This is a genomic window from Sphingomonas cellulosilytica, from assembly GCF_052321755.1.
Classification (GTDB): domain Bacteria; phylum Pseudomonadota; class Alphaproteobacteria; order Sphingomonadales; family Sphingomonadaceae; genus Sphingomonas.
In genome coordinates this window covers 580,435-605,611 of the sequence record NZ_JBQRTT010000001.1, presented here as the reverse complement: position 1 = coordinate 605,611, position 25,177 = coordinate 580,435, and the positions used below count along the sequence as shown (strand labels likewise).

The window sequence follows — 25,177 nt, the reverse complement described above, 5'->3', positions numbered from 1 at the left end:
GGCCAGGGCTTGCTAAAGATCGCGCAAAGGGGATCATCGATGCGCCATCTGTTCGCCAGCCTGCTGCTTGCCACCACCAGCCTCATCGGCGCCGCGCCGGCGTTCGGGCAGGCGCTGCCGCCGCCCGTGCCAGTGCCCGGCGACGGTCCCGAGGATGCCCGGCTGAAGCGCCTGTTCTACGACAGCGACGAACGCGACCTCGCGCTCGATCCGATCGCGGCGATCTTTCGCGGCGACATGCGCTATGCCGACCGGTTCGGCGATTACCTGACCGACGCCGCCACCGCGCGGGAGAAGCGCAACCTCGAGGCCGACCTCGCCGCGCTCAACGCGATCGATCGCGCGAAGCTGACCCGCGTCGACCAGCTCGCCTACGACGTGTTCCGCAACATGGTGACGGTGAACCTGCGCGGTTATGCGCCCGCCATCCAGTCGGTCACCCGCCTGCTGCCGATCGGCCATTTCGGCGGCATCCAGACCTTCTACCCCGATTTCGCCGGCGGCAAGGGCGGTGCGCCGTTCAAGACCGTCGCCGATTACGACAACAACCTGAAGCGCAACATCGGCTATGCCGCGCTCTACGATCGCATCATCGCCCGCTTCCGCGAAGGCATGGCCAAGGGCATCGTGCAGCCGCGCCTGGTCGTCGAGAACATGATCGGGCAGTTCGACAATCTGATCGCGCAAGGGACGGAAGGCTCCGTCTTCTATGCGCCGGTCACCATGTTCCCGGCGAGCATCCCCGCCGCCGACCGCCAGCGGCTGACCGCCGCTTATGCCAGGCAGGTCCGCGACGTCATCACGCCCGCGCACGTCAGGATCCGCGATTTCCTGAAGACCGAATATCTGCCCAAGGCGCGCGCCAGCGTCGGCCTGTCGGCGATCCCAGGTGGCGACGCGCTCTACGCCTATCGGATCGAGCAGAACACCACGCTGCCTTTGCAGGCGGAGGCGGTCCACCAGCTCGGCCTGTCCGAGGTCGCCCGCATCACCCGCGAGATGGAGGCGCAGAAGACCGCGGCGGGATTCAAAGGGACGCTGCCCGAATTTTTCACCTATCTGCGCACCGAAAAGCGTTTCCAGCCGGCCAGCGCCGATGAGATCCGCCGCGATTTCGAAAGCATCGGCAAGCGGGTCGATGCGCGCGTGCGCGAACAGTTCGCGCTGATCCCCAAGACGCCGCTCGAAATCCGCCCCGTGCCCGATTATCGCGCCAAGACGGATGCCGCCGGCAGCTATCAGGACGGTACGCCGGACGGGTCGCGGCCCGGCATCTTCTATTACAACACCTACGACCTGCCTAGCCGCTACACCTGGGGCATGGAGACGCTGTACCTGCACGAGGCGGTGCCGGGTCACCATTTCCAGATCGCGCTGGCGCAGGAAAATACGGCGTTGCCCGCGTTCATGCGCTTCGGCGGCAACACCGCCTATGTCGAGGGCTGGGCGCTCTATGCCGAGACCTTGTGGAAGCCGCTCGGCATGGAAACCGACCCCTATCAGCGGATGGGCGGCCTCAACGACGAGATGCTGCGCGCGATGCGGCTGGTCGTCGATACCGGCATCCACGCCAAGGGTTGGGGCCGCGACCAGGCGATCGCCTATATGCTCGACCATTCCGCGATGCCGAAGACCGATGCCACCGCCGAGGTCGAACGCTATATCGCCATTCCGGGACAGGCGCTCGCCTACAAGATCGGCCAGCTGACCATCCTGCGCCTCAAGGCGGAGGCGCAGGCGAAACAGGGCGGCGCCTTCGATCCGCGCGCCTTCCACGCCGCGGTGCTGGACAGCGGGGCGCTGCCGATGCCGGTGCTGGAGGCGAAGGTGCGCGGCTGGATCGCCGGCAGCCGCTGACCGTCAGGGCCGGATCGTGCGGGTGATCCGGCCGGCGGCGTCGAGGAACGCGATCCGCGCCGTTCCACCCGTGTCGACGCTGAGGCGCAGGCGCGGGCGGCCGGCACCGTCCTTGAGGTCGAGCGTCGCGTCACCCGCGCCATCCTTGCCGAAGAAGGCGCGCTGGTAGCCGAAATCGCCGCTCGCCTGCATGCGCGCCAGCGCCGCGGCCCGCGCCGCCGGGCTCAGCGCATCGAGCCGGTGGATCGCGGCCGGGTCGAGCGGAGCATCCGGCCGGTCGGCGATCCTGAGCCCCGCCGTCCGGCGGCCGCCGTCCTCGCTCTGATCGAGGGCGACGACCTGATCCTGTTCATACTGGTCGAAGCTGAGATGGCCGAAGCCGCTGGCCCGCCCGCCCTGCCGAGCACCGCCGAAGACCAGGCCGCCATTCTCCGTGCCTTCGTCGTTGTAGAACAGCAGACCGGCGGAATCGGTGCGGCCCGGGTGCGGATGCTCCGCCTTGCGGATGATGAGGCCGGGGAACCGGTCGCGCGCCGCGATCACCAGGCGGATCGTCCCGTCGGCTTCGCGCACGTTGATGCGGCCCACGTCGAGCGTGTCGACCCGGCGCGGCGTGGCGGCGCCGGTGACCAGCAGCCAGCCCAGCACCGCCGTCAGCCCGCCGGCATAGAGGATCAGCGCGCGCGTCGCATCGAACCGCATCCCGGCCACTCCCGCATCGGATGGGCGGCGATCCTAGACCTGTTGGCCGCCGAGGCAAATGCTGCCGCTCATGCCTGCGGATCGCCGAAGCGGCGGCTTTCGTGGGCGAGGTGAAGCGCGACGAGGCGGGCGAGCAAAGTCGCCGGAAACAGCTGGCCCACCACCGATTCGAGATTGGCGAGGCTGCGGGTCAGCGGGATCATCGGCACCACGTCGCCATAGCCGGTGGTGGTGATCGTGCTGAGGCTGAAATAGGTGAAGGCGGCGGTGGCATCGCGGGGGTGGAGCGGAAACAGGCTGCCACCGAACGCACCGGCGACATGCGCCTGGATCGCGCCATAGGCGAGCGCGAACAGCGCGGCGAGGTTGAGGTAGACCAGGATCGCGCCGCGGACACGATGCACGGTGACGCGGCGGGCGGCGAAGACATGGCGGGCGACCAGCATCGTCACCGCGGCGTTGAAGGCGAAGGCGGTGGCGGCGATGATCTCATGCTGCTGGGTCGGATCGAGGTGCAGCGCCGCGATGGCGGCCGTGCCGATCAGCGGCCAGCCGATGAGCAGCCCGATCGTCGCGCACAGCAGCACGCGCAGCGGCCGGTTCTGCGTCAGCACCGCCACGCTGACGAGCGCATAGCAGACGTGGCTGATATCCAGCGCCAGCCGGCCGGACAGGCCGCCGCCCAGCGGGATGATCGCAAACAGCGTGACGCCCTGCAGCACCAGCAGGGCGGTGAGCCCGATATCGACCTGCCGGTCGCGACGGTCCTCTGCGGTACGGTCCGGAATCATGGCCGATGGCGTTCCTGTCGTCACGTGCGCCCTGCCTGTGACGCAGCGTTCCTGTACGCCGCCTGACGGATCCGAGTCTGCCCCGATCAGCGGCCGGCGACGATCCGGTCGGCGAGCTGCCGGTAGAAGGCGGATATGCCGATCAGGTCGTGGCCGGACGGGCGCAGCCGCTCGCCGATCGCGTAGCGGCGCAGCGCGGTGGAGGCCGGCGCGAACCATCCGGCGGTCATCCGGTCGCCGTCGCGCCGGTCCGGCCGGTTCGCGCGGCCATCGCCATGCGACAGGCACAGCCGGGTGCGGGCCAGCGCATGCAGGCGAAACTGGTCGGCGGCGCGGTCGCGATACGGCGTAGCGTGATGGCCGAGCTTGCCCGCGGTGGTCGCCGCCAACGTCAGCTGCGACGGCGTCGGAGATGCGGGCGCGGCATCGCCGACGGCGTCTTCGACCAGCTCGTCGATCAGGATGTGCAGGAACCGGTCGAGTTCGCGCATACAGTTGCCGATGTACCGGATACGCACGCGATCGGTACCGGCGACCGGCCAGGGATCGGCGAGCCGCGACGCGGCCGCCAGAGCGGTCAGGCGGCGGGTGCCGCGATCCAGTGTGTCATAGGCCTGCGCAACGGGTGCGCGCATCATTCCGCGATGGTGAGCGTCTTGGCTTCACGGTCGGCGCGCAGCTTTTCCGTCCGCTCCGCACGGACCGCCATGGCATCCCAGGATGCCGCGGCGCGGTCGCACTGCTGGCGGACGTTGGCGAGCGTCGCCTGCGCGGAAGCGGTGCGTTGCAAGGTCGCCTGCTCGCGGCAGAAGGTCGCGGTGTTGCTCATGGGTTCTCCCCTGTGTCACGGGCCGGGAGTCGGTCCGCGATGCCGTGGCTGCAGGGAAAGATGGACCACACGCGCCAAGGGCGCCGGCACCCGTCGATATACGACTTCAGCCTGGCCTATGTGGGGTCGTTGCCGCCCGTACGCAATCCCGTCGTCATCGCCGACGCGAGGGCGGTCATTCCAGCCCGCCGTCCTCGCCCTCGCCGCCGCCACGCCGGTCGCGCGGATCGCGCGCGCCCGGCGGCGGCCCCTGCGGCGGTTCGCGATCGCGGCCGGGCGAGATGCTGATGCTGCCGTCGCGGCCCATCTTCATCTGGAGGCCGAAACCGTCGATCGTGCCCTCTTCCGGGATGGCGTCGCCCATCTGGTCCTCGATCGCATCCTCGGGGCCGACCGCCTCGGGATCGATCGCATTCTCCTCGACCACCACCGGCGCCTGCACCGGCGCTATGCCGAGCGCGGAGATCATGAACTGCCGCCACAGCTGCGCCGGGATGCCGCCGCCGTGCAGGCCGGGATTGGGCGTGCTGTCGTCGTTGCCGACCCACACGCCGACCACCAGATCGCCGGCGAAGCCGATGAACCAGGCATCGCGGCTCTGCTGCGACGTGCCGGTCTTGCCATAGGCGTCCATCGTCAACACCGCCTCGCGCCCGGTGCCGCGCAGCGAAGAGGAGAGCAGGTCGAGCATCTTTTCGCGGATGTCGTCGGGCATCTTGGTCGTGCCGCCGGTCAGCGACTGGTACCAGCTCTTGTTGGCCTGCACTTCTTCCAGGCCGCGGGGACGGACCGGATAATGGCCGTTGGCGACCGCCGCATAGGCCGCGGTCAGTTCGAGCAGCGATACCTCCGCGGTGCCGAGGCCGATCGTCGCCTCGTTGGGGATCGGCGTCGAGATACCGAGATCGCGCGCCGCCTTGATGACGTTGCGCACGCCGACCTCCTGGGTCAGCCGCGCGGCGACGACGTTGGAGGAGCGGGCGAAGGCGCGGCGCAGCGGGATCGGGCCGAGATAGCGGCCGTCGTCGTTCTTCGGCTTCCAGCCGGCGATCTCCACCGGCGTATCGTCCGCCATCGTATCGGGCGTCATGCCGGCGCGCATCGCGGCGAGATAGACGAACAGCTTGAAGGTCGAACCCGGCTGGCGCCGCGCCTGCGTCGCGCGGTTGAACGGGCTCTTGGCGTAATCCCGCCCGCCGACCATCGCGACGACGCGCCCGTCGCGCCGCATCGCCACCAGCGCGACCTGCGCCTGGCGGAGCCCGGCCTGGCGCACCACGCGCTCGGCGGTGCGTTGCAGGCGGCGGTCGAGCGTGGTCTTCACCGTCGCTTCGGTCTTCACCTCTCCCGCCTGGTCGCGGGCGTCGGGCAGGACCCAGTCGGCGAAATAGGTGCCGCTGGGCAGCTGGGTCGGCCGGCTGGCGAGCACGCGCTGCGGCTGTACCGCGGCCGCCTCCGCCTTGGTGAGGAAGCCGGCATCGGCCATCGCCGCCACCACCAGCATCTCGCGCTTGCGGGCGCCGGCGAGGTTGCTGGTGGGCGCGAGGCGCGAGGGCGCCTTGACCAGGCCGGCCAGCATCGCCGCCTGGCCGATGTTCATCTTTTCCGGCTCGCGGCCGAAATAATGCTTCGATGCCGCGCGCAGGCCGTAGACGTTGTCGCCGAAATAGACGTTGGAGAGGTAGCGCGACAGGATCTCGTCCTTCGACAGCCACGCCTCCAGCCAGAAGGCGATCATCACCTCGCGCAGCTTGCGCGCGGCGGTGCGATCCGAATCGAGAAAGGCGTTCTTGGCGAGCTGTTGCGTGATCGTGCTGCCGCCCTCGCGCACGCCGCCCGACCCGACATTGTGGACGAAGGCGCGCAGGATGCCGCGCGGGTCGATCCCCCAATGCGAGCGGAAGCGGCGGTCCTCGATCGCCATGAAGGCCTCCGTCACGTGCGGCGGCAGCTTGGCGGCGTCGACGGGCCTGTCGATGATCGCGCCGCGCCGGGCGATCGGCGTGCCGTCGTCGGCGGTCAGCGTGATCGATGGCGGGGTGGGCGGTTGCAGCGACTTGCTGAGCGGGGCGGTGACGGCGAGCCAGCCGATCGCGATGACCAGCAGGATGATCGCGGCGGCGAGCCCGCGCAGGATCCAGCGGCCGATGGCGCGCGGGCGGCGGGGCGGCGTGCCATGCTGTGGCGCATCCTCATCGCCATGGCCGTCGTCGACGAAGGCGTCGAAGCGGCCGGCGTACCGGTCGTCCCGGCGCGGGGCGGGTGCATCGTCCAGATCGTAGCGCCGGCCGATGCTGTCCCGGCCGCGGTCGCCACGAACGGGATCGGCAGGATCGTGACGCATCGGCTCGTCCCAGCGGTCAGCCATACAGGTGTATTATAATCCTAAAGCAGCTGGCGCAAGGGCCTGCGACCGCGCGTCGTCGTCGAAGGCGCGCATCTACCGCGGCTGGCGCCGCCCGTCGAGCCGCGCTATCGCCCCGGCATGGCCGTTGATCGCTCCTCCGCCCCCCTCGTCGTCGGCATCGGCGGTACGATCGGCGGCATCTCCTCCACCGAACGCGCGCTGCGCATCGCGCTGGACGCCGCCGAGCGCGAGGGATTCCGCACGCGCATGTTCGGGGGCGCCGACATGGCGCGGCTGCCGCTCTACGATCCGCGCGCGACCAGCCGGACCGCGGACGAACAGGCGTTCGTCGATGCGGTGCGGCAGGCCTCGGCGGTCATCATCGCCAGTCCGGGCTATCACGGCAGCATCTCGGGCGTGGTCAAGAACGCGCTCGACCTGCTGGAGGAAACCGCCAGGGACGCGCGGCCCTACCTCGCCGACATGCCGGTCGGGCTGATCGCCACCGCGTATGGCTGGCAGGCGACGGGATCGACGATCGCGGCCCTGCGCTCGATCGTCCACGCCCTGCGCGGCTGGCCGACGCCCTTTGCCGCGGCGATCAACACGCAGATCACCAAGTTCGACGACGAGGGCGGCGCGAGCGACCCTGCGGTGGTGGAGCAGCTCTGCCTGATCGGTCGCCAGGTCGCCCGCTTCGCGCCGCTGGCGGCGGCCTGACCGGGGCGGCGGAAAGTCACAAAAGTCACGCCCACGCCTATGTCCCGACGGCGGGGCGGAACGGACGATCGATCCGGCCCGCCGGCCGGATGGGGTGCGTGGCACAGCGCGTGGCGGTAGGACAGGGGGCGGGGGAAAATTCTGCCCTTCTAAGGACTTGGCCGCCGCGCGATCCATCAGGCGAGCGCCGGTTCCCCCTCCGCGGGCGTGCCGAGCAGGCCCTGCCGCTTGGCGACGATGGTCGGGATCAGCGCCTGGCCGGCGACATTGACCGCGGTGCGCCCCATGTCGAGGATCGGGTCGATCGCCAGCAACAGCCCGGCGCCCTCCAGCGGCAGGCCGAGCGTCGACAGGGTCAGCGTCAGCATCACCAGCGCGCCGGTCAGTCCGGCGGTGGCCGCCGATCCGAGCACCGACACCAGCACGATCAGCAGATAGTCCACGCCGTGCAGCGGGATGTTGTAATATTGGGCGACGAACAGCGCGGCGACGGCCGGGTAGATGGCGGCACAGCCGTCCATCTTGGTGGTCGCGGCGAAGGGGACGGCGAAGGCGGCATAGCTGCGCGGCACGCCCAGCCCCTTTTCGACGACCTGTTCGGTCACCGGCAGGGTGGCGATCGACGAACGCGAGACGAAGCCGAGCTGGATCGCGGGCCAGGCGGCGGCGAAGAAGCGGCGCGGGCTCATGCCGTTGACGACGAGCAACAGCGGATAGACGACGAACAACACCAGCGCGAGGCCGAGGTAGACCGCGATCGCAAAGGTGCCGAGCGCCGACAGCGACTGCCAGCCATAGCGCACCACCGCACTGCCGAGCAGCGCACCGGTGCCGATCGGGGTCAGCCGCACGACCCAGCGCAGGATGCGGCGAAAGATAGCGAGCGCCGAGGCGTTGAAGGCGAGGAACGGCGCGCCCGCCTCTCCCGTGCGCACCGCGGCGACGCCGATCGCCACCGCGATGACGATCAGTTGCAGCACGTTGAACGACAGGCCGGTCTTCGGCGCGCCATCCGCCAGCTTGGTCGACGCCTCCAGCCCGAGGATGTTGCCGGGGACCAGCCCGCGCAGGAAGTCGAGCCACGATCCCGCCGTGTCCGGCCGGGCCGCCGCGGCGGCACTGACCCCGGCATGCGCGCCGGGTTGCAGCACGGTGCCGAGCGTCAGGCCGATCGACACGGCGATCAGCGCGCTGATCCCGAACCACAGGAAGGTGCCGCCGACCAGCCGCGCCGCATTGTCGAGATCGCGCAACGCCGCGATCGAGGCGACGATCGCGGTGAACACCAAGGGCACCACCAGCGCCTTCAGCAGCTGCACGAAGATCTCGCCGACGATCCGCAGCCCCTCGGCCAGCCCCGCGACGTCATGTTCGCGCGCCACAAAGCCGAGCACGAGGCCGATGGCCATGCCGATGAACACCTGCACCCCGAACGAAGGGCGCGTCACGTTGCGGAATCCCGTATCATACCGCGCATGTAGGAGGCCCTTTCCCGGTTGCGACAGAAGAAAAGGGTGGGGCAGGTAAAGTCAACGTCCGTATCGTACCGGAGCCGTGAGGGAAGGCCGGGCGCCGGCCAGGGCTGATCGACATGCAAGATGAGGGGGCCTCTTCATCCTCCCCCCGGCGGGCAGGGCTATCGCATATGGGCTGTCCGATCCGGGTTGGTGTTCTTCAATCCTTTGTCATGCCGGACTTGGTCCGGCATCCACCGTGCCGCACACCCCTACACTATGCATTTTGCGGCACGGTGGACCCCGGACCAAGTCCGGGGTGACGGAGAATTTCGGGTTGGCATGCCCCTTCACCCGAAGCCCGGTAGCCCTCCCCCTGGCGGGGAGGATTGCATGTCGATTGGTCCTGGCGCTTTGGCTCAACGCGCGATCCGCTGCGCCCCCGCCGCGCGCACCGCCGGAATCGTCGGATAGCCGTTGACCGCCATCAGCAGGTCCGCCTCTGCGAGGATGCAGCGCAGCACGTGCGCCGCCCCCGCGGCGCCATCGAGCGCGAGGCCATAGGCATAGGGGCGGCCGACGCCGACCGCGGTCGCGCCGAGCGCCAGCGCCTTCACCACGTCGCTGCCCGAACGGACGCCCGAATCGAACAGCACCGGCGTATCGCCGGCGGCGGCGACGACATCCGGCAGGCAGTCGATCGCGGCGATGCCGCCGTTCGCCTGCCTGCCGCCATGATTGGAGCAATAGATCGCGTCGGCACCCAGATCGATCGCCCGGCGCGCATCGTCGGGGTGGCAGATGCCCTTCAGGATCAGCGGCAGGCGGGTGAGCGAGCGCAGCCAGGGCATGTCGTCCCAGGTCAGCACCTTACCGAACGTCCCCATCCATTGCCGGATCGCCGCGGCGGGATCGGCCTCGGGCGGCGCGGCGAGTGCGGCGCGGAAGACGGGATCGCTGAAATAATTGGTCAGCACGGCGCCGCGCAGCTGCGGGAAATTGCCGGTGTTGAGGTCGCGCGGCCGCCAGCCGGTGACCCATGTGTCGAGCGTGACGACGATCCCCTTGTACCCTGCCGCCTCCGCGCGGGTCACGAGGCTGGCGGCAAGCTCCACGTCCTTGGGCGTGTAGAGCTGGAAGAAGCCGGGCGTGTCCCCCATCGCCCCGGCGACCGCCTCCAGCGGATCGTTGGCGAGCGTCGACGCCATGAACGGCACCCCCGTCTCCGCCGCGGCGCGGGCGGCGGCAAGGTCGCCATGGCCATCGGGCGTGCAGATGCCGTTGACCCCGATCGGCGCCATGAACAGCGGATGCGGCAGGCGCAGCCCGAGCAGGTCGATCGACAGGTCGCGGCGGCTGCCGTCGACCATCATCCGCGGCACCATGCCCCAATGGCCGAACGCGCCCGCGTTGCGCGCCTGGGTCGTCTCGTCGCCGCAACCGCCCTGCACATAGTCGCGCACCGACGCCGGCATCGCGGCCACGGCCCGTGCCTCCAGCGTCGCGAAGTCGACGGGCAGCCTTGGCACGACGCCGGCCAAGCCGGCGCCGTAGATCGCGTTCTGGTAATCGCCGTAATGAGGCATGCTGCCGGTTCCGTGACAGGAGGCTTTCGTTCAGGTTCACGCGGAGGCGCGGAGGCGCGGAGATGGTTCGTGCGCGGCAGCGCACAGGCTTCATCGCCATGCGAGAGAGGGCGGGCCGCGGGTGCGGCCGGGTACAACACCTCCGCGCCTCCGCGCCTCCGCGTGAACGATCGGCTTCGCGGCTTCGCGCGCCCGTTCAGTTGCGGAAGCCGGGGTCGATCCGGTCGAGCTTGCGCAACAGCGCCGGCCAGGCGAGGCGCTGGGCGAGCAGGGCCATGCCCTGGCCGGTGGATTGCTGTTCCACCTTTGCGGCGACGCCGTGGTTGGGGTCGTTCAGCGCGTCGCGCCCGGCGCTCAGCATCAGGATCTGCGCCTCGCAGGCACGTTCCAGGAAATACATGCGCAGGAAGGCCTGGGCGACGCTCGCCCCGACGGCGAGCGTGCCGTGGTTGCGCAGGATCATCGTGTTGCGGGTGCCGAGATCGGCGACCAGCCGCTCGCGTTCGTCCAGTTCCGTCGCGATCCCCTCGAAGTCGTGATAGGCGACGTCGTGGCCGGCGATCATCGCGGTCTGGGTATGGGGCAGCAGCCCTTCCTTCATCGCCGACACCGCCTGGCCGTGCGGCGTGTGCAGGTGGAGCACGGCGGCGGCGTCCTCGCGCGCGGCATGGATCGCCGAATGGATCACGAAGCCCGCGCGGTTCACCGGCGCCGGATCGTCGCCGACCGGATTGCCGTCGAGGTCGATCTTGACCAGCGACGAGGCGGTGATCTCCTCGAACATCATGGTGTAGGGGTTGATGAGGAAATGATGCTCCGGCCCCGGCACCCGCGCCGACAGGTGCGTGAAGATCAGGTCGTCCCAGCCATAAAGCGCGACAAGGCGATAGGCGGCGGCGAGGTCGACGCGCAGCGCCCATTCCTCGTCGGACATCGGAAGGTGCGCGGGCTGCAATGCGGTCGCCATCGGTCGATCCTCTCTCGTTATCGCACGAGGATGGCACGTTTCGCAGGGACAGAATGTCGCGATGTTGACAAAGTCGTGCCTTCGGTCGCCTTATCAGGAGGATGGACGCGGAAACACGCGCATTGCTCGATGCCGACGGCTGGTTCGGCAGCCTGCCGCCGGCGCGGCGCGACGCGCTGCTGGCGGAGGCCCGCCCGCGCAGCCTGGCCGCGGGCGCGACCATCTACGCCGCGGGCGATCCCCCCAACGGCCTGTGGGCGGTGACGGCGGGCGAGGTGCGGCTGACCGGGCATCCGGTCGCGGGGCATGAGGTGCTGGCGCTGATCCTGCGGCCGGGCACCTGGTTCGGCGAAGTGTCGACGCTGGACGGCGGACCGCGGCCGCACGATGCCACCGCCTTCGGCCCGGCGCGGGTGCTCACCGTGCCGATGGCCGCCTTTCACCGGATCGCCGGCGAGGTTCCGGCGCTCTACCACGATCTCGGCCGGCTGGTCTGCCAGCATCAGCGCGTCGCGCTGGACTTCATCGCGCAGACGCTGGCGCTGCCGCTCGCCGCCCGGCTCGCCCGCCTGCTCGCCGATCGCGCGCACCCGCAGGATGGCCTGCGCATCCGGCAGGAGGATGTGGCGGCGATGCTCAACGTGTCGCGGCAGACGCTCAACCGCCACCTCGCGCGGCTGGCGGCGGCGGGGGTGGTGCGCCGCTCCTATGGCCGGATCGAGGTGCTCGATCGGCCAAGACTGTCCCGGCTCGCCGCCGGCGACGCCTAGCCATGGCGCAAAGGCGCGGCATATAGTGACGCCATGACCGACACGCCGCCACCGGCAAGAGCGCGCACGCTCAACGACATAGCGAAGCTCGCCGGAGTGCATCCCGGCACGGTGTCGCGCGCGCTCGCCGACAATCCGCTGGTCAATGCCGAAACGCGGGCGCGCATCCAGGCGCTGGCCGGCGAACACGGCTTTCGCCCCAACCAGATGGCGAGCCGGCTGCGCACGCAGCGCACCAACGTGATCGGCGTCGTCGTGCCGCTGGGCCACGAACAGCGCCAGCACCTGTCCGATCCCTTCTTCATGACGCTGCTCGGCCACCTGGCCGACGGCCTCACCGAGAACGGCTACGACCTGATGCTGTCGCGCGTCATCCCCAATGCCGACGACTGGCTGGAGCGGATCGTCGATTCGGGCATGCTCGACGGCGTGCTGCTGATCGGCCAGTCGGATCAGGTCGCGGTGATCGAGCGGGTCGCGGAACGCTATCGGCCGCTGGTGGTGTGGGGCAGCCATCTCGACGGGCAGCGGCATTGCGCGGTCGGCGTCGACAACCGGCTGGGCGGCCTGTTGGCGGGGCGGCGGCTGATCGCGCGCGGGTGCCGCCGCGTCGCCTTCTTCGGCGAGACGCGGACGCTGGAACTGTCCGAACGCTACGAGGGCGTCCGCCAGGCGCTGCGCGAGGCGGGGCTGGCCGAACCGACGCTGTGCGCGACGCACCTCGCCTCCGACGTGATGGCGGACGAGATCGCCGCGCACGTCGACCGGCTGGCGGGCGAGATCGACGGCATCGCCGCGGCATCGGACGTCATCGCCATGCACAGCCTGCGCGCGCTCGCCGATCGCGGCGTGGCGGTGCCGCAGGGGATGCCGGTGGTCGGGTTCGACGACCTGCCCTTCGCCAGCACGGTGATCCCGCGGCTGACGACGATCCGGCAGGACATTCCCACCGGCGCCGCGGCGATGATCCGCGCGCTGTTCGCGCGGATGGAGGGGCGCGACGCACCGTCGGTGGTGATGCCGCCGGTGCTGGTGGAGCGCGATTCGGGGTAACCCCCCGATCCGCGCGTCGCTTATTCCAGCTCCAGGATCACCTGGTCCACCGCCAGGCTGTCGCCCGTCGCGGCGGATACCGCCTTCACCCGGCCGGACTTTTCGGCGCGCAGGATATTCTCCATCTTCATCGCCTCGACCACGGCGAGCGGCTGGCCCGCCTCCACCGTGTCGCCGGCACCGACGTCGAGCCGCACGAGCAGCCCCGGCATCGGCGCGATCAGGAATTTGGAGAGGTCCGGCGGCACCTTCTCGATCAGGTGCGTCGCATAGGGCGCGGCATGCGCGGGCAGCACGCGCGCGACGTGGCTCGCCCCGCGCGTCGTCAGGCGGAACCCGGCGCGGACCGGCGCGATGCGGACGGAGAGATGCGCGTCCTCGCCGATCTCGGCCTCCACCATCCGGTCGCCCGGCGTATATTCGAGCGCGAGGTCGAGGTCCTCGCCATCGACGCTGAGCCCGTCGGTGGAGACGGTCACCGCATGGTCGCGCTCGCCGATCCGCACCACCCATGCGGCGGGCGGCGGCAGGCGGCGGCCGAGCTGGCCGTCGATGCGCCGGGCACGATCCGCCTGCGCGGTGGCGGCGAAGGCGGCGATCGCGGCAAGCGTGCGCAGCAACGCCGCGTCCGCCGGCGCGCCGTGGAAGCCGTCGGGATATTCCTCGGCGATGAAGCCGGTGGTCAGCGCGCCTTCGCGGAAGCGGGGATGCTGCATCAGCGCCGACAGGAAATCGATGTTGGTCCCCGGCCCTTCGATCTCGAAGGCGTCCAGCGCCGCGATCTGCGCATCGATCGCGGCCTCGCGCGTCGGTGCCCAGGTGACGAGCTTGGCGATCATCGGGTCGTAGAACATGCTGACCTCGCCGCCCTCGGCGACGCCGTCGTCGACGCGGATCCTGACAAGCCCCTCCCCTTCAGGGGAGGGGCTAGGCGGATTGTAGCGCACCAGCCGGCCGATACTGGGCAGGAAGCCGCGATACGGGTCTTCGGCATAGACGCGGTTCTCGATCGACCAGCCGTGGATGCCGACCTGATCCTGGGTGATGCCCAGCGGCTCGCCGGCGGCGACGCGGATCATCTGTTCGACGAGGTCGAGGCCGGTGATCTCCTCGGTCACCGGATGCTCGACCTGCAGCCGGGTGTTCATTTCGAGGAAGTAGAAGCCCTGCCCGCTGGTGTCCGCGCCCGACACGATCAGCTCGACGGTGCCGGCGCTGTAATAGCCGACGGCGCGGGCGAGCGCGACCGCCTGCTCGCCCATCGCCTTGCGCATCACCGGGGTGACGAAGGGGGAGGGGGCCTCCTCCACCACCTTCTGGTGGCGGCGCTGCACCGAACATTCGCGTTCGTTGAGGTAGAGGATATTGCCGTGCTGGTCGCCGAGCACCTGGATCTCGATATGGCGCGGGCTCTCGATGAACTTCTCGATGAACACCCGGTCGTCGCCGAAGGAGGCCAGGCCCTCGCGCTTGGTCGCCTCGAAGCCCTCGCGCACGTCGGCCTCGCTCCAGGCGAGGCGCATGCCCTTGCCGCCGCCGCCGGCCGAGGCCTTCATCATCACCGGATAGCCGATGTCGGACGCGATCCGCACCGCCTCGTCGGTGTCGGCGATCTCGCCCAGATAGCCGGGGACGACGTTGACGCCGGCGGCCTTGGCGAGCTTCTTGGATTCGATCTTGTCGCCCATCGCCGCGATCGCGCCCGGCGGCGGCCCGACGAAGGCGATGCCCGCCTCCGCGCAGGCGCGCGCGAAGCTTTCGCGTTCGCTGAGGAAGCCGTAGCCGGGGTGGATGCAGTCGGCACCCGTCTCCCTGGCGGCGAGCAGGATCAGGTCGGCGCGCAGATAGCTCTCCGCCGCCGGTGCCGGCCCGAGGCGCACCGCCTCGTCCGCCATCAGCACGTGCGGGCTGCGCGCATCGGCATCCGAATAGACCGCGACCGTCGCGATCCCCATCCGCTTGGCGGTGCGGAACACCCGGCACGCGATCTCGCCACGATTGGCGACCAGGATTTTCTTGAACATCAACGTCTCCAGCGACGAAATATAGCGATCGTGCCCAGCAACCACAGAAACGGAAAGCCGATCAGAAGACTTCGGGCTATCAGTCTTTTTTGATCCCCGCAGGCATTGCCACCTTGCCATCCACTGATGACATGCTCCGGACAGTCACCGATCAGTGTCACGATTGTAATAATTGAGAAAAGCAGGAACAATGCCGCCGTCCAAAGGACGAAAGCGATGATCCTGCGCCACCTCACTCCGCCGCCTCGGCCATGCGGCATTCCGCCGCCATCGGCGTCACGCCCAATTTCGCGAACAGCGCGGTGTCCCTGTCGTCGCCGGCGTTGCCGGCGGTGAGCAATTTGTCGCCGGTGAAGATCGAATTGGCGCCGGCCATGAAGCACAGCGCCTGCGTCGAATCCGACATGCTCTCGCGGCCCGCCGACAGGCGGACCATGCTTTCGGGCATGGTGATGCGGGCGACCGCCACCGTCCGCACGAACTCGATCTCGTCGATCTTCGCCAGCGGCGTGTCGGCGAGCATGTCGCCGAGCACCGTGCCCTTCACCGGCACCAGCGCGTTGACCGGCACGCTGCCGGGATGCTCGGGCAAGGTCGCCAGCGCGTGGACGAAGCCGACGCGGTCCTCGCGCGTCTCGCCCATGCCGACGATGCCGCCGCAGCACACGTTGATCCCGGCGCCGCGCACCGCGTCTAGCGTGTCGAGCCGCTGCTGGAAGCTGCGCGTGGTAATGACGTCGCCGTAGCGTTCGGGCGAGGTATCGATATTGTGGTTGTAGTAATCGAGGCCGGCGGCGGCGAGCTGCCGGGCCTGGTGCGGCTCCAGCATGCCGAGCGTCATGCAGGTTTCGAGCCCCATGCCGCGCACGCCCTCGACCATCGCGACGATCGCGCCCATGTCGCGGTCCTTGGGATTGCGCCAGGCCGCGCCCATGCAGAAGCGGGTGGAGCCGGCGTCCTTGGCCTGCGCCGCCGCCTGCAGAACGCTACGCACGTCCATCAGCTTGGTCGCCTTGACGCCGCTTTCGGCGCTGACCGACTGCGAGCAATAGCCGCAATCCTCCGGACAGCCGCCGGTCTTGATCGACAGCAGCGTCGACAGCTGCACCTGCCCGGGCGCGTGGTGCGCGCGGTGCACGCCCTGCGCCTGCCACATCAGTTCGTCGAACGGCAGGTCGAACAGCGCGGCGATCTCCTCGCGCGTCCAGTCGTTGCGTACCGCGCTCATCGTCCCCGCTGCCACATCAAATCCTTCAACTGTGCCGTCCGTTCGCGCGTCAGCCGCGCGAGGCATTGGCGCTGTACCATCGGCTGCATCGATCCGCCCGCATATTCCCCGCCCTCGATCACGCATTGCGCGTCGCGAAAGGCGAGCCAGGCGCGCTGGCTGGCGAGCGTCGCGGCGGCATAGCCGAACCCGCCGCCACGGCTGGTATCGGCGGCGTCGCGGCGCTTCATCGCGGCATAGGTGCGCTGCCACTGCGCGGTCATCGTCGCATCCGCCGCCTTCCACGCCGCGCCGGCCTGCTGGTTGAGCGCGGTCTGCGTCTGGGCGGCGGCGGGCGCGGCGCAGGCCAGGGCTGCGATCAGGGCGTAACGGATCATGCGGCATCCTCCTCAGGGGGCATGTTGTGGCCGAGCAGGCGGAGCACGTCCTCCGCCGCCTTCACCAGATTGGTGCCGGGGCCGAAGATCGCCTGCACGCCCGCATCGCGCAGCGCCTGGTAATCCTGCGCAGGGATGACGCCGCCGGCGATCACCTTGATGTCGGCGCGGCCGGCATCGCGCAGGTGGCCGATCAGTTCGGGGATCAGCGTCTTGTGACCGGCGGCGAGGCTGGAGGCGCCGACCACGTCGACATCGCTCTCCAGCGCCAGCACGGCGGCCTCCTTCGGCGTCTGGAACAGCGGGCCGGGCACCACGTCGAAGCCGAGATCGCCGAACATCGAGCTGACGAGGTTGGCGCCGCGATCATGCCCGTCCTGCCCCATCTTGGCGACGAGCATGCGCGGTTTGCGGCCCAGCCGCCGCTCGGTCGCGGTGACGCCGGCGATGAGGCGGGTCCAGCGCGCATCGTCGGTATAGGCGCCGCCGTAGATGCCCTTGACCGGCGTCGGCTGCGTGCCGAAGCGGCCGAAGACGTCCTCCATCGCGGAGGAAATCTCGCCCAGCGTCGCGCGGGCGCGGGCGGCGTCGACGGCGAGGGCGAGGAGGTTCGTCTCGCGTCCTCCCCGAGCTTGCTCGGGGAGGGGGACCGCGCCAGCAGGGCGGGGTAGAGGGGCGGCGGCGTCAGCCGCCGGCTGCGCCGGCGCCCCTCCACCAGCCTGCGGCTGGTCCCCCTCCCCAAGCGGTGCTTGGGGAGGATTATTGCCGGCACGTGCGCCTTCCCGCAGTGCGTCCAGCGCGCGCTGGCATGCCGCCTCGTCGCGGGTGGCCTTGACCCGCTCGATCCTCCGGATCTGCGCTTCGCGGACGGCGATGTTGTCGACGTCGAGGATGTCGATCGGGTCTTCGTCCGCCTTGCGGTATCTGTTGACGCCGACGATCACGTCCTCGCCGCGGTCGACGCGCGCGGCCCTGGCGGCGGAGGCTTCCTCGATCATCGCCTTGGGCCAGCCGGCGGCGACCGCCTTGGCCATGCCGCCTTCCGCCTGGACGCGCTCGATGATCTCCCAGGCGCCATCGACCAGGCTCTGCGTCAGGCTCTCGACATAATAGCTGCCGCCGAGCGGATCGACGACCCTGGTCATCCCCGTCTCTTCCTGCAGCACGATCTGCGTGTTGCGCGCGATGCGGGCGGAGAAATCGGTCGGCAGCGCGATCGCCTCGTCGAGCGCGTTGGTGTGCAGCGACTGGGTGCCGCCGAGCATCGCCGCCATCGCCTCGATCGTCGTGCGCATGACGTTATTGTACGGGTCCTGCTCGGTGAGCGACACGCCCGACGTCTGGCAGTGGGTGCGCAGCATCTTGCTGCGTTCGTCCCTGGCCCCCAGCTGCGTCATCGCGCGATGCCACAGCACGCGCGCGGCGCGCAGCTTGGCGACCTCCATGAAGAAGTTCATGCCGATCGCGAAGAAGAAGCTGAGGCGTCCGGCGAACGTGTCGATGTCGAGGCCCGATGCGACGCCGTATTTCACATATTCCATGCCGTCGGCGATGGTGAAGGCGAGCTCGTGGAGCTGCGTCGCCCCCGCCTCCTGCATGTGATAGCCGCTGATCGAGATGCTGTTGAACTTCGGCATCTCGCGGCTGGTATAGCCGAAGATGTCGCTGATGATCCGCATGCTCGGTTCGGGCGGGTAGATATAGGTGTTGCGGACCATGAACTCCTTGAGGATGTCGTTCTGGATGGTCCCGTCGAGCAAGCTCCGCGCAACGCCCTGTTCCTCGCCCGCGACGATGAAGAAGGCGAGGATCGGGATCACCGCGCCGTTCATCGTCATGCTGACGCTCATTTGGTCGAGCGGGATGCCGTCGAACAGGATCTTCATGTCCTCGACGCTGTCGATCGCGACGCCCGCCTTGCCGACGTCGCCGGTGACGCGCGGATGGTCGCTGTCATAGCCGCGGTGCGTGGCGAGATCGAAGGCGACGGAAAGGCCCTTCTGCCCCGCGGCGAGGTTGCGGCGGTAGAAGGCGTTGGATTCCTCCGCGGTCGAGAAACCGGCGTATTGGCGGATCGTCCACGGCCGGCCGGCATACATCGACGCGCGCACGCCGCGGGTGAACGGCGCGAAGCCGGGCAGGCCGGGATCCTCCCGCACATCCTCCGCGGTGTAGAGCGGCTTGACCGCGATCCCCTCGGGCGTGTGCCAGGTGAGGTCCTTGCCCTTCACCTCCCTGGCGGCGGCGGCCTGCCAGTCGGCAAGCGTGGGCTGCGGCGTCGGCTCGGGGGTAGCCTGCGCCTTGGGTGCCGCGCCGCTGTCCTCGCCGGTGTTGGTCTCAATGATCGCCATCAGGCGTCTCCATCAGTTCGACGAGTACGCCGCCCATGTCCCTGGGGTGCACGAACACGATCGGCGTGCCGTGCGCGCCGATGCGGGGCTCGCCGAGCACGGTCGCGCCCTTGGCCTTGAGGTCGGCGACCGCGACGTGGATGTCGGCCACCTCGAAACAGACGTGATGCTGGCCGCCGGCCGGGTTCTTCCTGAGGAAGCCGGCGATCGGGGAGGCATCGTCATAGGGCTCGATCAGTTCGATCTGCGTGTTGGGCGTGTCGATGAAGCACACCTTCACGCCCTGCGCGGGCAGGTCGAACGGCTCGCCGATCGCGGTGGCGCCGAGCAGCGTGCGGTAGCTCTCGATCGCGCGTGCGATCGACGGCGTCGCGATGCCGACGTGGTTGAGGCGGCCGAGGGTCATTTGCTTGCTCCTGCCGTCATTGCGAGCGTAGCGCGGCAATCCAGGGCGTCCTGATCCGGCTCTGGATTGCTTCGCTGCGCTCGCAATGACGGGCTGTATGCGCAGTCAGCCATGGGCGATCTGCTCGTAAAGGTCGTGCCAGCCGGGGTTCATCCCTTCGATCAGTGCCAGCTTCTTCGTGCGCGATCCGGCCTTGATCTGCTTTTCACGCAGGATCGCTCCTTCCATCGTGTCGGCGACTTCGAACCAGACCAACAGCTTGCAACCATAGCGCTTGGTGAAGCCGTCCACGACGCCCTCACGATGCTGCCATGCGCGTTGCGGCAGGTTGGATGTGACACCGACGTAGATCGTGCCGTTCCTTTTGCTCGCCATCATGTAGATCGCCGGCCGCATCACCACCTGCCCCTGTTCGTCGTTGCGAGCGCAGCGAAGCAATCCAGAGTTCCACGGCAGGACGCTCTGGATTGCTTCGCTACGCTCGCAATGACGGGGTCAGAGTGGGATGTTGTCATGCTTCTTCCAAGGGTTCTCCAGGGCCTTGCCCTTGAGCTTCCGCAATCCCAGCGCGATCCGTCGCCGGGTGGAATGCGGCTGGATCACCTCGTCGATGAAGCCCTTGCTCGCCGCGACGAAGGGGTTGGCGAAGCGCGCTTCGTATTCGGCGGTGCGTTCGGCGATCTCTTGCGGAGTGCGCCCGCGGAAGATGATCTCCACCGCGCCCTTGGCGCCCATCACCGCGATCTCCGCGGTCGGCCAGGCGTAGTTGAGGTCGCCGCGCAGGTGCTTGGACGCCATCACGTCATAGGCGCCGCCATAGGCCTTGCGGGTGATGACGGTGATCTTGGGCACGGTCGCCTCGCCATAGGCGAACAGCAGTTTGGCGCCGTGCTTGATGATGCCGTTATGCTCCTGCGCGGTGCCGGGCAGGAAGCCGGGGACGTCGACGAACGTCACGATCGGAATCTCGAACGCGTCGCAGAAGCGGACGAACCGCGCCGCCTTCTTCGAGCTGTTGATGTCGAGCACGCCGGCCAGCACCATCGGCTGGTTGGCGACGAAGCCCACCGTCCGCCCCTCGATCCGGCCGAAGCCGGTGATGATGTTGGCGGCGTGGCCGGGCTGCGTTTCGAAGAAGTCGCCCTCGTCCACCACCTTCCGGATCAGCTCGTGCATGTCGTAGGGCTGGTTGGCGCTGGCCGGCACCAGCGTGTCGAGGCTGGGCTCCAGCCGGTCCCAGGCGTCGGCGGTCGGCCGTTCCGGCACGGGCTCGCGGTTGGAGGCGGGCAGGAAGTCGATGAAGTCGCGCGCGGCGAGCAGCGCCTCGATATCGTTCTCGAAGGCATTGTCGGCGACGCTGGTCCTGGTGGTGTGCGTGACGGCACCGCCCAAGGCCTCCTGCGTCACCACCTCGTTGGTCACCGTCTTCACCACGTCGGGGCCGGTGACGAACATGTAGCTTGAATCCTTCACCATGAAGATGAAGTCGGTCATCGCCGGCGAATAGACCGCGCCGCCCGCGCAGGGACCCATGATGAGCGACAGCTGCGGCACCACGCCCGATGCCAGCACGTTGCGCTGGAACACCTCGGCATAGCCGCCGAGCGATGCCACGCCCTCCTGGATGCGGGCGCCGCCCGAATCGTTGAGGCCGATCACCGGTGCGCCGACCTTCAGCGCCATGTCCATCACCTTGCAGATCTTCTGCGCGTGGCGTTCGGACAAGGATCCGCCGAAGACGGTGAAATCCTGGCTGAAGACATAGACGAGCCGGCCGTTGATCGTTCCCGATCCGGTGACCACGCCGTCGCCGGGGATCACCTGCTCCGCCATGCCGAAGTCGACGCAATTGTGCTCGACGTACATGTCGACCTCTTCGAACGATCCTTCGTCGAGCAGGACGTCGAGCCGCTCACGCGCGGTCAGCTTGCCCTTGGCATGCTGCGCGGCGACGCGCTTTGCGCCGCCTCCGGCTCTGGCGGCGGCACGGCGGCGTTCGAGTTCGGTCAATGTGGCGGTCATGGCAGCTCCTGATGCCTTTTCGGACCTTGTAACGGTTCGGCGCAATTGTGGTTTTGCGAAATTGCGATCGATGGGTTTGCAAACTACGGTCGCGGCGATGGCCGCACCGACCCGCCTCCGCATCTTCGCCGGCGACCGCGTGCGGGGGCTGCGCGCGCGCCTGTCGCTGAGCCAGGGCGCGCTCGCCCGGCGCCTCGGCATCTCGACCAGCTATCTGTCGCAGATCGAGAGCGGCGACCGGCCGCTCACCGGCGGCGTGCTGGCGGCGCTCGCCCGCGCCTTTCCGCTCGATTGGGTCGACGTCGCGCCCGAGGAGGACAGCGCGCTGCTGGTCGCCGCGCTCGACGCAGGCGCCGATCCGTCGGTGCCGGCGGCGCTGCTCGGCGAGGACGATGCGCGCCGCGGCGCCAAGCAGCAGCCGCTGCTCGCGCGGCGGATGGTCGCGCTCCATGCGGCGTTGCGCCGTTCGCAGGAGCAGCTGCGCGTGCTGGACGACCGCGTCGATGCGCGGGGCGACCAGCCCAATTTGCTGCCCTGGGAAGAGGTGCGCGACTGGTTCCAGGGCAGCGGCAATTACATCGACGCGCTCGATCGCTTTGCGGAGGATCTGGGGGAAGACCTGCCCGCGCTGGAGGAGCGGCTGGAGGCGGCGCATGGCGTGCGCGTCGTCGATCGCGGCGATGCGGCCCCGCTGCGCGCCTTCGATGCCGGCACGGGCGTGCTGACCGTGGATGCCGCGCAGCCGATCGAGACGCGCCGCTTCCAGCTGGCGCACCAGCTGATCCGGCTGGAGGCGGCGGCGCTGATCGAGGGGATCGTCGCGGGCGCGCCGCTGCGCTCCGATGCGGCGCGCGAGTTGCTGCGCGTCGGTCTTGCCAATTACGGCGCCGGCGCGCTGTTGATGCCCTATGCGCGCTTCCGGGCGGCGGCGCGGGCGCGGCGGCATGACGTGGACGCGTTGCGCCAGCAGTTCGGGGTCAGCTTCGAACAGGTCTGCCACCGCCTGTCGACGCTGCAACGGCCGGGGCTCGCCGGCGTCCCCTTCTTCTTCTGCCGCATCGACATGGCGGGCAACATCACCAAGCGGCATTCGGCGACGCGGCTGCAATTCGCGCAATATGGCGGCGCCTGCCCCTTGTGGGTGGCGCATGAGGCGGTGGCGATCTCCGATCGCATCCTCGTCCAGGTCGCCGAGATGCCCGACGGTTCGCGCTACGTGTCGATGGCCAAGGGGCTGGTGAAGGCGACCGCCAGCTACCGCCGCGCCGCGCGCCGCTATGCCGTGGTGCTCGGCTGCGAGGTCGAGCATGCGGCAAGCTTCGTCTATGGCGACGGCCTCGACCTCGCCGGCGCGGAGGCGGCGACGCCGATCGGCCCCTCCTGCCGCATCTGCCCGCGCCGCGACTGCGACCAGCGCGCCTTTCCGCCGGCGGGCCGCGACCTGCTGGTCGATCCGGACCGGCGCGGGGTGGTGCCGTACCGGTTCGACTGAGCGCACGGGCTTGCCGCGCGGTGCCGACCGGAGGCACAGAAGCGGACATGACTGACAACGCCCATTACGACGTCCTCATCGTCGGTGCTGGCCACGGCGGCGCGCAGGCGGCGATTGCGCTGCGCCAGGCGAAGTTCGCCGGCAGCATCGCGATCCTCGGCGACGAGCCCGAGCTGCCCTACGAACGGCCGCCGTTGTCCAAGGATTACCTGTCGGGCGACAAGCCGTTCGAGCGGCTGCTGATCCGCCCGCCCACCTTTTGGGAAGAGCGACAGGTGGCGATGCTGCTCGGCCGCCGCGCGCTGCGCGTCGATCCGGACGCGCGCACGGTCGCCACGGACGATGGCGCGACGTTCGGTTACGGGCAGCTGATCTGGGCGACCGGCGGCGCGCCCCGCCGCCTCAGCTGTTCGGGCCACGACCTTGCCGGCGTCCACGCGGTGCGCACCCGCGCCGATGTCGACCGGCTGGTCGGCGAACTGCCCGGGACGACGCGGGTCGCGGTGATCGGCGGCGGCTATATCGGGCTGGAGGCGGCGGCGGTGCTGGCCAAGGCAGACAAGCAGGTGACGGTGCTGGAGGCGCTGCCGCGCGTCCTCGCCCGCGTCGCCGGCGAGCCGCTGTCGCGCTTCTACGAGGCCGAACACCGTGCGCACGGCGCCGACGTGCGGTTGGGCGTGCAGGTCGCCTGTATCGCGGAAACCGACGGGCGTGCCTGCGGCGTCACGCTGGCCGATGGCGAGACGGTGGCGGCCGACATGGTGATCGTCGGCATCGGCATCGAACCCGCCGTCGCACCGCTGCTCGCCGCCGGTGCGGCCGGAGACGGCGCAGGCGTCGACGTCGATGCGCGCTGCCGTACCAGCCTTCCCGACGTGTTCGCGATCGGCGACTGCGCGCGCCATGCCAATGCCTTCGCCGACGGCGCGCGGCTGCGGCTCGAATCGGTGCAGAACGCCAACGACCAGGCGACCGTCGCGGCCAAGGCGATCGCCGGCACGCCGGTCGATTATCACGCCGTGCCCTGGTTCTGGTCGAACCAATACGACCTTCGCCTGCAGACCGTCGGCCTGTCGATCGGCCATGATGCGGTGGTGGTGCGTGGCGACATCGGGATGCGCAGCTTCTCCCTCGTCTACCTGCGCGCCGGCCGGGTGATCGCGCTCGACTGCGTCAACGCGACCAAAGACTATGTGCAGGGCCGCGCGCTGGTGGTGGCCGGCGCTGCGCCCGATCCTGCACGCCTGGCGGACGCGGGCGTGCCCTTGAAGGAGATGGTGGCATGACGATTCGCATCGGTATCGGCGGCTGGACCTACGAGCCGTGGCGCGGCACCTTCTACCCCGCCAAATGGCCGCAGAAGCGCGAGCTCGACTATGCCGCGAGCGCGCTGACCGCGATCGAGATCAACGGCACCTATTATTCCAGCTTCAAGCCGCAAAGCTTCGCCAACTGGGCGGCGCAGGTGCCGGACGGCTTCGTCTTCACGCTGAAGGCGTCGCGCTATTGCACCAACCGCAAGGTGCTGGCCGAAGCGGGAGAATCGATCGAGCGCTTCGTCGGGCAGGGCATCGTCGAGCTGGGCGACCGGCTGGGGCCGATCCTGTGGCAGTTCATGGCGACCAAGCGCTTCGATCCCGACGACATGGCGGCGTTCCTGGCGCTGCTGCCCGCCTCTCACGCCGGCGTGCCGCTGCGCCATGCGGTGCAGGTGCGCCACGACAGCTTCGCCGATCCCGCCTTCGTCGCGATGGCGCGGGCAGCGAACGTCGCGATCGTCTATGCCGATTCGGCGGACTATCCGGCGATCGCCGACGTGACCGCCGACTTCGTCTACGCCCGGCTGGAGGCGGCGCAGGAGGAGGAGCCGGCGGGCTATAACGACGCGGCGCTCGACCATTGGGCGCGGGCGGCGCGCGACTGGCAGGCGGGCGGGCGGCCGGACGGGTTGCCCTATGTCACCCCGGACGCACCGGCCCAGGCGCAGCGCGATACCTTCGTGTTCTTCATCAACGGCGCGAAGATCAGAGCCCCTCATGGGGCGATGGCGCTGATCGAGCGGGTGCGGGGTAGGGGCTAATCCTTCAGCCCTGTCCGTCATTGCGAGCGCAGCGAAGCAATCCAGCGCCGGATCAGGACGCCCTGGATTGCTTCGCTGCGCTCGCAATGACGGCCAGAAACAGCATCATCTCATCACGCAT

22 protein-coding genes are annotated in these 25,177 nt (G+C 69.3%); 7 read left to right on the top strand and 15 right to left on the bottom strand.

The window, feature by feature from the left end; translation table 11 throughout:
- The first annotated feature begins 39 nt into the window (after positions 1-39).
- On the top strand, positions 40-1,857 hold the full coding sequence (locus ACTZQ5_RS02805; RefSeq protein WP_443583629.1) for a DUF885 domain-containing protein: 1,818 nt from the start codon (positions 40-42) through the stop codon (positions 1,855-1,857).
- A 3-nt stretch (positions 1,858-1,860) separates the two neighbouring features.
- Here the strand turns inward: ACTZQ5_RS02805 and ACTZQ5_RS02800 are convergent, their stop codons facing one another.
- From ACTZQ5_RS02800 to ACTZQ5_RS02780, 5 genes are all read right to left on the bottom strand, one after another.
- Positions 1,861-2,559 carry a hypothetical protein gene (locus ACTZQ5_RS02800; protein ID WP_443583628.1) on the bottom strand — a complete coding sequence of 233 codons (699 nt, stop codon included), beginning with the start codon at positions 2,557-2,559 and terminating at the stop codon, positions 1,861-1,863.
- A 68-nt stretch (positions 2,560-2,627) separates the two neighbouring features.
- Positions 2,628-3,350, bottom strand: a complete 723-nt coding sequence (locus tag ACTZQ5_RS02795) for a potassium channel family protein (protein WP_443583627.1) — start codon at positions 3,348-3,350, stop codon at positions 2,628-2,630.
- Between the two features lie 86 nt (positions 3,351-3,436).
- Positions 3,437-3,985 carry a hypothetical protein gene (locus ACTZQ5_RS02790; protein ID WP_443583626.1) on the bottom strand — a complete coding sequence of 183 codons (549 nt, stop codon included), beginning with the start codon at positions 3,983-3,985 and terminating at the stop codon, positions 3,437-3,439.
- On the bottom strand, positions 3,985-4,179 hold the full coding sequence (locus ACTZQ5_RS02785; protein WP_443583625.1) for a hypothetical protein: 195 nt from the start codon (positions 4,177-4,179) through the stop codon (positions 3,985-3,987). The genes ACTZQ5_RS02790 and ACTZQ5_RS02785 overlap by 1 nt, the downstream gene beginning before the upstream one ends.
- Before the next feature lie 175 nt (positions 4,180-4,354).
- Positions 4,355-6,547, bottom strand: coding sequence for a transglycosylase domain-containing protein (locus ACTZQ5_RS02780; protein WP_443583624.1), 2,193 nt, complete (start codon positions 6,545-6,547; stop codon positions 4,355-4,357).
- A gap of 117 nt (positions 6,548-6,664) precedes the next feature.
- On the opposite strand from ACTZQ5_RS02780, the gene ACTZQ5_RS02775 reads away from it, so the two are divergent.
- Positions 6,665-7,246 (top strand): NADPH-dependent FMN reductase, encoded by a 582-nt coding sequence (locus ACTZQ5_RS02775; RefSeq protein ID WP_443583623.1) that lies wholly within the window; start codon positions 6,665-6,667, stop codon positions 7,244-7,246.
- A 176-nt stretch (positions 7,247-7,422) separates the two neighbouring features.
- On the opposite strand, the gene ACTZQ5_RS02770 is transcribed toward ACTZQ5_RS02775, so the two are convergent.
- From ACTZQ5_RS02770 to ACTZQ5_RS02760, 3 genes are all read right to left on the bottom strand, one after another.
- Positions 7,423-8,694 carry a dicarboxylate/amino acid:cation symporter gene (locus tag ACTZQ5_RS02770; protein WP_443583622.1) on the bottom strand — a complete coding sequence of 424 codons (1,272 nt, stop codon included), beginning with the start codon at positions 8,692-8,694 and terminating at the stop codon, positions 7,423-7,425.
- A 425-nt stretch (positions 8,695-9,119) separates the two neighbouring features.
- Positions 9,120-10,286 carry an alpha-hydroxy-acid oxidizing protein gene (locus ACTZQ5_RS02765; protein ID WP_443583621.1) on the bottom strand — a complete coding sequence of 389 codons (1,167 nt, stop codon included), beginning with the start codon at positions 10,284-10,286 and terminating at the stop codon, positions 9,120-9,122.
- 196 nt (positions 10,287-10,482) lie between these two features.
- Positions 10,483-11,253, bottom strand: coding sequence for a class II aldolase/adducin family protein (locus ACTZQ5_RS02760; protein WP_443583620.1), 771 nt, complete (start codon positions 11,251-11,253; stop codon positions 10,483-10,485).
- Positions 11,254-11,354: 101 nt separating this feature from the next.
- Between ACTZQ5_RS02760 and ACTZQ5_RS02755 the strand changes: the two genes are divergently transcribed.
- Together ACTZQ5_RS02755 and ACTZQ5_RS02750 are read left to right on the top strand one after the other, a co-directional pair.
- Positions 11,355-12,023, top strand: a complete 669-nt coding sequence (locus tag ACTZQ5_RS02755; RefSeq protein ID WP_443583619.1) for a Crp/Fnr family transcriptional regulator — start codon at positions 11,355-11,357, stop codon at positions 12,021-12,023.
- Positions 12,024-12,056: 33 nt separating this feature from the next.
- Complete coding sequence (locus ACTZQ5_RS02750; protein WP_443583618.1) at positions 12,057-13,076, top strand: LacI family DNA-binding transcriptional regulator; 1,020 nt, start codon at positions 12,057-12,059, stop codon at positions 13,074-13,076.
- 20 nt (positions 13,077-13,096) lie between these two features.
- On the opposite strand, the gene ACTZQ5_RS02745 is transcribed toward ACTZQ5_RS02750, so the two are convergent.
- The 7 genes from ACTZQ5_RS02745 to ACTZQ5_RS02715 all read right to left on the bottom strand — a co-directional run bounded on the left by ACTZQ5_RS02745 (position 13,097) and on the right by ACTZQ5_RS02715 (position 21,484).
- Positions 13,097-15,100, bottom strand: coding sequence for an ATP-binding protein (locus ACTZQ5_RS02745; RefSeq protein WP_443583617.1), 2,004 nt, complete (start codon positions 15,098-15,100; stop codon positions 13,097-13,099).
- A gap of 232 nt (positions 15,101-15,332) precedes the next feature.
- Positions 15,333-16,328, bottom strand: coding sequence for a biotin synthase BioB (gene bioB, locus ACTZQ5_RS02740; RefSeq protein WP_443583706.1), 996 nt, complete (start codon positions 16,326-16,328; stop codon positions 15,333-15,335).
- Positions 16,325-16,705 carry a lysozyme inhibitor LprI family protein gene (locus ACTZQ5_RS02735; protein ID WP_443583616.1) on the bottom strand — a complete coding sequence of 127 codons (381 nt, stop codon included), beginning with the start codon at positions 16,703-16,705 and terminating at the stop codon, positions 16,325-16,327. Before ACTZQ5_RS02735 ends, bioB begins: the two co-directional genes overlap by 4 nt.
- Positions 16,702-19,056, bottom strand: coding sequence for a methylmalonyl-CoA mutase (gene scpA, locus ACTZQ5_RS02730; RefSeq protein WP_443583615.1), 2,355 nt, complete (start codon positions 19,054-19,056; stop codon positions 16,702-16,704). The genes ACTZQ5_RS02735 and scpA overlap by 4 nt, the downstream gene beginning before the upstream one ends.
- Entirely contained in the window at positions 19,043-19,462 is a 420-nt protein-coding gene (gene mce, locus ACTZQ5_RS02725; RefSeq protein WP_443583614.1) for a methylmalonyl-CoA epimerase, read from the bottom strand. The genes scpA and mce overlap by 14 nt, the downstream gene beginning before the upstream one ends.
- Positions 19,463-19,567: 105 nt before the next feature.
- A complete protein-coding gene (locus tag ACTZQ5_RS02720) occupies positions 19,568-19,858 on the bottom strand; it encodes a GIY-YIG nuclease family protein (RefSeq protein WP_443583613.1) in 291 nt (96 codons plus the stop codon).
- 99 nt (positions 19,859-19,957) lie between these two features.
- Complete coding sequence (locus ACTZQ5_RS02715) at positions 19,958-21,484, bottom strand: acyl-CoA carboxylase subunit beta (RefSeq protein ID WP_443583612.1); 1,527 nt, start codon at positions 21,482-21,484, stop codon at positions 19,958-19,960.
- Between the two features lie 70 nt (positions 21,485-21,554).
- Between ACTZQ5_RS02715 and ACTZQ5_RS02710 the strand changes: the two genes are divergently transcribed.
- Genes ACTZQ5_RS02710 through ACTZQ5_RS02700 form a run of 3 tightly spaced genes read left to right on the top strand, consistent with a single transcriptional unit; the run spans position 21,555 to position 25,056 of the window.
- Positions 21,555-22,976 carry a helix-turn-helix domain-containing protein gene (locus tag ACTZQ5_RS02710; RefSeq protein WP_443583611.1) on the top strand — a complete coding sequence of 474 codons (1,422 nt, stop codon included), beginning with the start codon at positions 21,555-21,557 and terminating at the stop codon, positions 22,974-22,976.
- Between the two features lie 47 nt (positions 22,977-23,023).
- Positions 23,024-24,262 (top strand): NAD(P)/FAD-dependent oxidoreductase, encoded by a 1,239-nt coding sequence (locus ACTZQ5_RS02705; protein WP_443583610.1) that lies wholly within the window; start codon positions 23,024-23,026, stop codon positions 24,260-24,262.
- The gene (locus ACTZQ5_RS02700) at positions 24,259-25,056 is read left to right on the top strand and encodes a DUF72 domain-containing protein (RefSeq protein ID WP_443583609.1); all 798 of its coding nucleotides are present in this window, start codon (positions 24,259-24,261) and stop codon (positions 25,054-25,056) included. The genes ACTZQ5_RS02705 and ACTZQ5_RS02700 overlap by 4 nt, the downstream gene beginning before the upstream one ends.
- The last annotated feature ends 121 nt before the right edge of the window (positions 25,057-25,177 follow it).

What these genes read in the sequence shown, in the direction of transcription:
- ACTZQ5_RS02805 (WP_443583629.1), top strand. Translation starts at nt 40, where the DNA reads ATGCGCCATCTGTTCGCCAGCCTGCTGCTTGCCACCACCAGCCTCATC.
- ACTZQ5_RS02710 (WP_443583611.1), top strand. Translation starts at nt 21,555, where the DNA reads ATGGGTTTGCAAACTACGGTCGCGGCGATGGCCGCACCGACCCGCCTC.
- ACTZQ5_RS02775 (WP_443583623.1), top strand. Translation starts at nt 6,665, where the DNA reads ATGGCCGTTGATCGCTCCTCCGCCCCCCTCGTCGTCGGCATCGGCGGT.
- mce (WP_443583614.1), bottom strand. Translation starts at nt 19,462, where the DNA reads ATGACCCTCGGCCGCCTCAACCACGTCGGCATCGCGACGCCGTCGATC.
- ACTZQ5_RS02750 (WP_443583618.1), top strand. Translation starts at nt 12,057, where the DNA reads ATGACCGACACGCCGCCACCGGCAAGAGCGCGCACGCTCAACGACATA.
- ACTZQ5_RS02795 (WP_443583627.1), bottom strand. Translation starts at nt 3,350, where the DNA reads ATGATTCCGGACCGTACCGCAGAGGACCGTCGCGACCGGCAGGTCGAT.
- ACTZQ5_RS02715 (WP_443583612.1), bottom strand. Translation starts at nt 21,484, where the DNA reads ATGACCGCCACATTGACCGAACTCGAACGCCGCCGTGCCGCCGCCAGA.
- ACTZQ5_RS02780 (WP_443583624.1), bottom strand. Translation starts at nt 6,547, where the DNA reads ATGGCTGACCGCTGGGACGAGCCGATGCGTCACGATCCTGCCGATCCC.
- ACTZQ5_RS02745 (WP_443583617.1), bottom strand. Translation starts at nt 15,100, where the DNA reads ATGTTCAAGAAAATCCTGGTCGCCAATCGTGGCGAGATCGCGTGCCGG.
- ACTZQ5_RS02720 (WP_443583613.1), bottom strand. Translation starts at nt 19,858, where the DNA reads ATGCGGCCGGCGATCTACATGATGGCGAGCAAAAGGAACGGCACGATC.
- ACTZQ5_RS02755 (WP_443583619.1), top strand. Translation starts at nt 11,355, where the DNA reads ATGGACGCGGAAACACGCGCATTGCTCGATGCCGACGGCTGGTTCGGC.
- ACTZQ5_RS02760 (WP_443583620.1), bottom strand. Translation starts at nt 11,253, where the DNA reads ATGGCGACCGCATTGCAGCCCGCGCACCTTCCGATGTCCGACGAGGAA.
- ACTZQ5_RS02735 (WP_443583616.1), bottom strand. Translation starts at nt 16,705, where the DNA reads ATGATCCGTTACGCCCTGATCGCAGCCCTGGCCTGCGCCGCGCCCGCC.
- ACTZQ5_RS02790 (WP_443583626.1), bottom strand. Translation starts at nt 3,985, where the DNA reads ATGCGCGCACCCGTTGCGCAGGCCTATGACACACTGGATCGCGGCACC.
- bioB (WP_443583706.1), bottom strand. Translation starts at nt 16,328, where the DNA reads ATGAGCGCGGTACGCAACGACTGGACGCGCGAGGAGATCGCCGCGCTG.
- ACTZQ5_RS02765 (WP_443583621.1), bottom strand. Translation starts at nt 10,286, where the DNA reads ATGCCTCATTACGGCGATTACCAGAACGCGATCTACGGCGCCGGCTTG.
- scpA (WP_443583615.1), bottom strand. Translation starts at nt 19,056, where the DNA reads ATGGCGATCATTGAGACCAACACCGGCGAGGACAGCGGCGCGGCACCC.
- ACTZQ5_RS02700 (WP_443583609.1), top strand. Translation starts at nt 24,259, where the DNA reads ATGACGATTCGCATCGGTATCGGCGGCTGGACCTACGAGCCGTGGCGC.
- ACTZQ5_RS02800 (WP_443583628.1), bottom strand. Translation starts at nt 2,559, where the DNA reads ATGCGGTTCGATGCGACGCGCGCGCTGATCCTCTATGCCGGCGGGCTG.
- ACTZQ5_RS02785 (WP_443583625.1), bottom strand. Translation starts at nt 4,179, where the DNA reads ATGAGCAACACCGCGACCTTCTGCCGCGAGCAGGCGACCTTGCAACGC.
- ACTZQ5_RS02705 (WP_443583610.1), top strand. Translation starts at nt 23,024, where the DNA reads ATGACTGACAACGCCCATTACGACGTCCTCATCGTCGGTGCTGGCCAC.